Here is a 7,716-nt window from a genome sequence, read left to right on the forward strand (position 1 = left end):
CAGCCTATCGCGTGGGGCTCGTTGCCCTCACGGCCGGAGAGCGGTCCCACGGCGGGGATGGGGCCCGTTCCACCGGGCCCCATCCCGTCGATCACATCGGGTGCCCCGCGCGCGCCTCGACCTCCGCGAGCCGCGCACCCACCTCGCCGCGCTGCTCGGCCGGCGCCGGCGGCGGTCCGTCCCTCCGGTGCCGCTGCTCCGGCAACGAGCTCGGGATGATGCCGGTCGGCCGGCCGGGGGCCAGGTAGACCCATCCGGCCTGGCGCCACTGGTCGGCGTCGAGCGCGTGCCGGGCGTCCACCATGACCTTGCGCCGGACCACGGCCCCGAGCCGGGCCGGGTCCAGGTCGGCGAACTGGCGCCACTCGGTGAGTAGGACCAGCGCATCGGCCCCCTCGACCACGGCCTCGACGGAGTCGCTGTAGGCGAGGCCGGGCAGGGCCCGCCGGGCGTTGTGCGTCGCGACCGGATCCACGACCGTCACCTCGGCGCCGGTCCCGGCCAGCAGCCCCGCGACCGCGAGCGCCGGGGAGTCCCGCACGTCGTCGGAGTTGGGCTTGAACGCGGCGCCCAGCACGACGAGGCGCCGGCCGGCCAGCGTGCCGTCCAGGGCCGCGGTGACCAGGTCCACCACGCGGTCCCGGCGGCGATTGTTGATCTCGTCGATCTCGCGCAGGAAACGCAGCGCCGCACCGACCCCGAGCTCGTCCGCGCGGGCCTGGAAGGCCCGGATGTCCTTAGGTAGGCAGCCGCCCCCGAACCCCACCCCCGGACGCAGGAAGTTCCCGCCGATGCGCACGTCGTGGGACAGCGCCTCGGCCAGCGTCAGGACATCGGCATCGACCGCCTCGCACACCTCCGCCATCGCGTTGATGAAGGAGATCTTCGTCGCGAGAAAGGAGTTGGCCGCCGTCTTCACCAGCTCGGCCGTCGCGTAGTCCGTCACGATGACCGGCACCCCCTGGGCGATCACCGGCGCGAAGGCCGCCCGCATCGCTCCTTCCGCAGCCGGGGAGGCGACACCGAAGACGAGCCGGTCCGGTCGCAGGGTGTCGGCCACCGCGAAGCCCTCCCGGAGGAACTCCGGGTTCCAGGCCAGCTGGACGCCAGCAAGATCGCTGGAGATGTCGGCGGGCTCGTCCACCTCGTCATGGCCCAGCCCGTCATGGCCCACCTCGACGCGGCCCACCTCGACGCGGCCCAACCCGCCGGCCCCCGCCACGCCGAGCGCCGTCTCGTCCGCGGCCGGGCGGTTCGCCGGGGCGAGCTGCGCGATTGTCCGGGCTAGCCCCGCAGCCGTGCCGGCCGGCACCGTCGACTTGCCGACCACGAGGCACGGCCGGGTCAGCAGCGGCGCGAGGCGCTCGATGGCGGCGTGCAAGTGGCCCAGGTCCGCCCCGTAACCGTCGGCACGCTGGGGGGTGCCCACACAGACGAAGTGCACGTCGCCGAACTCGGCGATCTCCTCGAAGGAGGTGGTGAAACGCAGCCGTCCGGTCCGGAGGTTCGCGCGCAGGAGGTCGGCGAGGTCGGGCTCGAAGAACGGGATCTCCCCCGCGGACAACCGCTCGATCTTCGAATGGTCGACGTCCACGGCGAGCACCTCGAAGCCGAGCTCCGCCATGCACACCGCGTGGGTGGCCCCCAGATACCCGGTGCCGATGACGGTCAGGCGTGGGCGAGGCCCGGTTCCGGGCCCCGCCGCATCATCAAGGCTGTCCGACGAGCTCATCAGACTCCTCCTCATCGTCGTACCCCCCTGGATTGAGACGCTGAAACTCCCAGGCATCCCGGCACATGTCCGCGACATCCCGGCGGGCTGACCAGCCGAGCGCCGTACGGGCGAGCGCCGCGTCGGCGACCAGTGCGGCGACGTCCCCCGGCCGCCTCGCCACGACGCGGCTGGGGAGATCACGAGCGCAGGCCGCGGAGAAGGCCGCGAGCAGTTCCCGCACGGAGGTGCCAGCGCCGGTCCCGAGGTTGATGACCCGATGTCCCGCCTGGTCATCAAGATGATCGAGAGCGAGTCGATGGCCCTCCGCCAGGTCGACCACGTGGATGTAGTCGCGTACGCCCGTGCCGTCGGACGTGGGGTAGTCGTCGCCGAAGATAGACAGCTCCGGGCGCCGGCCGACCGCCACCTGGGCCAGGTAGGGCATGACGTTGTTCGGCACCCCACGGGGGTCCTCGCCGAGCAGGCCCGACTCGTGCGCCCCGGTGGGGTTGAAGTATCGCAGGGACGTCACGTGCCAGGACGGATCCCGGGCGCAGAGGTCGGCGAGGATCTGCTCGCACATCCACTTGGTGCGCGCGTAGGGATTGGTCGGGCGGGCCGGCGTGTCCTCGGCGATCGGTACCTTGGCCGCCGCTCCGTAGATTGCGCACGAGGACGAGAAGACCAGCCGGCGCACGCCGTGCTCCGCCATCACGGAGACCAGGCCCAACGTCGCGTTGACGTTCGTGTCGTAGTACTCCAGCGGGATGTCGACCGACTCGCCGACGGCCTTGAGAGCGGCGAAGTGAATAACGGAATCGATCTTCCATCGGCGGAACACGTCACCGAGCGCCGCCCGGTCACGGACATCGAGCCGCACGAAGTCGATGTCGCCGTCCACCACCTTACGCAGCCTGCCCAGCACCCGTGGTGAGCTGTTGGCGAAGTTGTCCACTCCCACTACCCGATGACCCGCGGCGAGCAGGTCCACCCAAGTATGGGAGCCGATGAACCCCGTAGCCCCGGTCACCAGGACCGTCTCGGCTCGACTCGTCGACGTCATAGCTCAGTTATCCACTTCTTCGTGATCAACTGAAACAACTCGCCACAGGTGCTCCATTCCGACCCGGAACAACCGATCCCGGCAGCGGGATCAACCCGACGACGGCTAGGATCCGTACCTGGGATCGGCACCACGACCACGCCCGTCGCGCCGGTGCCCTTCGGCTGGACCGCGCGGTCCCGGCCGTTCGGGCAGCGAACACCGCGATGGGCACGGGCCCGCACTGGGCGGCGAACATCAGGCACAGCAGAACATAATCCCCAGATTGGTGCATCGCCGACCTGGTAGCGGCCTCGGCGATCCCGGGGACGACGGCGATCCCGGTGAACCAGGCGATCGGCGCGAGCAGGAGCCCCGGTCCGGTCACAGCGCCAGCGTCGGGTAGTGCACGGCCGGTGGCAAGAACCGCGCGCACGGCACCCGGGGCCGGCGGTCCACGTCCCGGAAGAAGATGCCCGGGAAGAAGATATGTCCGGGAGGTGGCGGGGCCACGGGAACTCTCGGGTCACCATTGCCGCGGACATCCCGGGCCGGTCGCCGTTCGCCCACGCATCGGCGGCGAAGGCCCCGTCTCGACCTGAGCGCGCACGGCAGGTACGTGGCGCTGACATCCTCGGCGGGTTGCGGACCAATGCCACCGATCTCACGTAACACGGCGGTGCACACGGCGTGGTGCCGGCCATCGCGAGCCATCCCCCCGCAAACAGAAAGCCACCTCCCCGGAAAGCTCGGTATCCGGGGGGACACCTTGACGCCGGTCAAGCGACCTGACGGCTCTCCGCGAGCTGGCCGGCGAACCAGGAGATCGTCCGGGTGAGCCCGTCATGCAGGCTCGTCTTCGGTTCCCAGCCCAGGAGGGTCCGGGCGAGGGTGATGTCGGGTTGGCGTACCGAAGGGTCGTCCTGGGGCCGCGGGACGAAGGTGATCGGCGCCGTCGATCCGCACAGGTCACGGACGAGCACCGCGGTGTCGAGGATCGACATCTCGTGCGGGTTCCCAATGTTCACGGGCCCGGGCAGGTCCGAGTGCAGAAGTCGGACGATGCCGTCGATCAGGTCGTCGACATAACAGATGGACCGGGTCTGGGTTCCGTCACCGGCGACCGTGATGGGCTCGCCCCGCAGCGCCTGGGAGATGAAGGCCGGAATGGCGCGACCGTCGTCGACCCGCATCCGCGGGCCGTAGGTGTTGAAGATGCGAACAATACCGGTGTCGACGCCGTGCTTGCGCCGATAGGCCATGGCCACCGCCTCGGAGAATCGCTTGGCCTCGTCGTACACACTGCGTGGGCCGACCGGGTTCACGTTGCCCCAGTAGCCTTCCGGCTGGGGATTTACCTGTGGATCGCCGTAGGACTCCGAGGTCGAGGCGAGCAGGAACCGAGCATTCTTCTGCCGCGCCAGGCCAAGGGCGTGGAAGGTACCGAGCGAACCGACCTTGAGTGTCTCGATCGGCAGCTCGTAGTAATCCACCGGAGATGCCGGGGATGCAAAGTGCAACACGACGTCGACCGGACCGGAAACATAAATAAAATCATTCACATCCCGGTTGACCAGGCGGAAACGTGGATCGGCGAGCAGATGCTCCACGTTCTCCGGCCGGCCGGTGAGGAAGTTGTCGAAACAGATGACCTCGTAGCCGCCGCCCAGTAGGCGTTCACAGAGATGACTGCCCAGAAAACCGGCGCCGCCGGTCACTATCGCACGCACGTCGTGTGCTCCCGGATCTGGAATACAGAGGACCCCGGAGAGTGCCCGTCGATCGCTGTCCGGAGTCCGGCGACGACGGGCGGCCTCCCTTGAGCCATGCGAAGGAGGCGGCGCATCGGATCAGATCGCGCCGCGAGGCCAGGTTGGAGGATCGGGGGAAAGGGGCATCAAATTGATCGGAGATCAGGAGATCAGTGACTGCTCACCCGCCGGGGGCGCTCAGCATGGACGCTGCCGGACCCGTCTCGAATGGCCACAGGATACGAACACCGCACTACCCCCCAGTAGTCTGATGGCCGACAACGCCGACTCTCTGCGGCATCGTACACAGGTCATCGACGCGTTAGTACGCGACCCCGGCTCAGTCTCCCTCCTCGCCGCGGTCAATACGATATAACTGCCTGTCACCGAGGGTGCCCGGCTCCCTCCGGGAGATGTCAATAGCCGTGCCGGATCCACCTGCATTGGATGAGCAATCCACCGCCAGGGGACGGGGCACGGTCACCCGCGGAAGTGCCGCTCGAGGGCGATCGCGTGACGCATCGCGGCGCGTCCCCGGCGGGTGTCCCCGGCATCTCCATAGGAGACCGCGAGCCGGTACCAGCGACGCCATTCGCCCGGCGCCGCCTCGGCCTCCGCCCGACGCTGGGCGAACGCGGCGTCGGGCGATGCGCGGTCGATCCGGCCCGACGGCCGGCGCACGAGAACCGGCTCGTCGGCTCGGGCGCCGGGGTCGAGGTCGAGGTCGGGGTCGAAGCCGCGGGCGGTGCCGGGCTCGACGTCAGCCGTCGCATCCGCGGCTACGTCGAACATCCGGGCAAGCCGCTCGGTGTCGCGGCCGAAACGCAGCTCACGCAGGATGACGACGGCGCCGATCAGCGGAAGCAGCACGACACCGAGACCGAGTCCACGGGCCGCCCAGCGATCGTCGCCGAGCAACTGGATTCCCCGCCACCCGATCAGCCCGAGGTAGAAGCCACACGCCGCGACGAGCACGGCCACCAGCCACCGGGCCCTCACCTAGACGCCCCGCCCGATGCCGACGCCACCGGACCGTCCGGATCCAGCCGGATCCGTGCCCCGGGCGCCGCCAAGGTCGCCACAACCAGCCGTCCCGACTCCCGAAGACAACCGAAGAGCGCCACATACAGGGGTCGCGTCGCCGGCAACGGGACTCCGCCGTCGATCTCGTAACGGGTGTTGGTCACCTTACGCACCTGTGCCTGTGAATCATCCGCGCCGACCGGCGGAGCGTCCACCCGCCAGGCGAGCATCATCTCCGTGCAGCCCGCGGGCCAGGTCCACCGTAGCCGGTCGTGCTCCAGCCGCAGGTCCGAAGCGGCGGAAAGCTCGTCGGCTGCGGTGCGCGGCGCCGACGGCCGGTCCGGTGCGGCCTCCGGACGCCCGGAGGTCGTCGGCGGCGATGCCCACGGGGACGGGGAGGGGAGCACCCTGTGCTCCCGGGCGAGGGCGGTGACCACCCCCCTCGCCCGGGCGGCGTCAAGCCCGTCCGCCTCCGCCTCGGCGACCAGCGCCGCGGCCTCCACGGGGAGCAGCACGTCCTCCACAAGGACGGCCGCGGCCACCCGCGGGCGCAACCGCTCGGTCGTCGTCACGGCGAGCGCATCGAGGTAGGCGTCCGGCTCGCCGTCGACCAGCAGCGCACCGACCGCGGCCAGGAAATCGTCGAGCAGTGCCCGCCGGCGGTCCGGCCGACGGGCCCGGTTGCGGACGAGCGCCGCATCACGCACCGCTCGGATCTCCGCCCGGCCGGTGCCGGGCCGCACGCCGATCAGGTCGAACAGGCTCCGGGGCGGGGTGCTTCCGGTGATCCGGCCCAGTTCATCGAGATCTGCGCGGACCTGGCCGAGTACCTCGGCGGGGATCGCGCCGGCCGAGGCCTCCGTGGCGGAGCTCCGCGATCCGGCAGGCAGGGCCCGATGACGCCGGATCCGCAGCGTGAACGCGGAGTCGTCGATCCCCTGGGATGCCGCCAGCGCCCGCAAACCGACGATCTTGTCCTCCGGGAGTCCACCGAACCGGGCGACGAGTCGCCCGACCGCGGCGTCCAGGGAGGCGAATCGTTCGTCGTCCCGGGCGGCGGCGACCCGATCCCGCAGCTCTAGGCGCGCGGTACGGGTCGCCAGTGCCGCGACGAGCTCCGCGTGCAGCCCCAGCAGACCGATAATCACTCCTCGGTAGCGGGGGTGGTCCCGGCTGCGCTGCCAGAACGCCCCGACATCCGCGGTCCTGGCCTCGATTGCGGCGTCGTCGAGGGTGTCCACCTCGTCGAGCGGGATGTCGTAGATCTCGAAGGGATCGCTGTGCTCGGCCCCGCCCCGGCTGTGCACGACGGCGAGGACCCGGCGACGGTAGTCGTTGGAGTCGAAGGACCGCATCGCCGCGCCCCTCAGATCCATCCGCTCGGCGCACCACCCGGGCCGCCGCGCTCCCGGCGGGCCCGGGCCACCTGTTCCCGCTCACGGGCGACGTCGGCCTGGCTCAACGCGGCCGAGGTCTCCACCCGTACCGTGAGCGGCCGGTCGACGAGACCCTCATGCGTCGCCGTCACCTCCAGGATCCCATCGAAACCCATCCGGAAAATGATCTCAATCTGGGAGCCGGCCGGGAAACCTGGCGGGATACCCGTGATCTCGGCCTCGGCAATGACCTTGTTGTCCTCGATACGCGCCGATTCGACACCACCGGCCTGTTCGACGACGTAGACGGTGACGGCGTCCTGGTCGTTGCGCACCGTCCCGAACGCGCGCCGGACGGCGATCGGAAGCCGGTCGTTGCGGTGCACCAGGAAGACTGCCCCCTGTTCACCGAACCGGTTCAACGCCAACACCCCGAAACCACGCGAGACAACGTTGACGACCTGTACCTCGACGGTGCGGCGCACCCGCTGGGCGGGCAGGCCGAGGACGCTCGCGAGCCGCCGGCACGCCGCGTCCAGGTCCGCTGGGGCGGCGGTGTCCACGGCAGCCCCGTCAACCAGCTGACCGCGGGTCACCAGGTCGGCGGTCACCAGGCGTTCCAGCGCCTTCTTCTCCCCGTAGATCGCGGCCCCGCGGGCCACGGCGAGGTCGGGATCGGTCAACTCGACGGGCACGGCGAACTCGGCGGCGAGGCGCCTGGCCACGGCCGGCATCCGCGCCGCGCCGCCGACGAGCAGGATCCGGTCGATCCCCCGCACCCCTCGGGCCCGCGCGGCGTCGACCGCGACC

Annotated in this window: 6 protein-coding genes; all 6 read right to left on the reverse strand. The window is 70.4% G+C overall.

All coding sequences use genetic code 11. From position 1 onward, the window contains the following. Positions 1–91 precede the first annotated feature (91 nt). Positions 92–1,732 (reverse strand): UDP-glucose dehydrogenase family protein, encoded by a 1,641-nt coding sequence (locus AC08OU_RS08245; protein WP_476598601.1) that lies wholly within the window; start codon positions 1,730–1,732, stop codon positions 92–94. Beyond that, positions 1,710–2,777 carry a UDP-glucose 4-epimerase GalE gene (gene galE / locus AC08OU_RS08250; RefSeq protein ID WP_476598600.1) on the reverse strand — a complete coding sequence of 356 codons (1,068 nt, stop codon included), beginning with the start codon at positions 2,775–2,777 and terminating at the stop codon, positions 1,710–1,712. Before galE ends, AC08OU_RS08245 begins: the two co-directional genes overlap by 23 nt. A gap of 758 nt (positions 2,778–3,535) precedes the next feature. Continuing rightward, positions 3,536–4,486 carry a UDP-glucuronic acid decarboxylase family protein gene (locus AC08OU_RS08255; protein ID WP_462185761.1) on the reverse strand — a complete coding sequence of 317 codons (951 nt, stop codon included), beginning with the start codon at positions 4,484–4,486 and terminating at the stop codon, positions 3,536–3,538. Between the two features lie 501 nt (positions 4,487–4,987). Then, complete coding sequence (locus AC08OU_RS08260) at positions 4,988–5,506, reverse strand: hypothetical protein (protein WP_476601714.1); 519 nt, start codon at positions 5,504–5,506, stop codon at positions 4,988–4,990. Further along, entirely contained in the window at positions 5,503–6,885 is a 1,383-nt protein-coding gene (locus AC08OU_RS08265; RefSeq protein ID WP_476604591.1) for a hypothetical protein, read from the reverse strand. Before AC08OU_RS08265 ends, AC08OU_RS08260 begins: the two co-directional genes overlap by 4 nt. Positions 6,886–6,896: 11 nt before the next feature. Continuing rightward, positions 6,897–7,716 (reverse strand): Hsp70 family protein (locus tag AC08OU_RS08270; RefSeq protein ID WP_476604592.1); only part of this gene is annotated, 820 nt, incomplete at its 5' end.

Source organism: Frankia sp. CcMO1 (assembly GCF_977945845.1).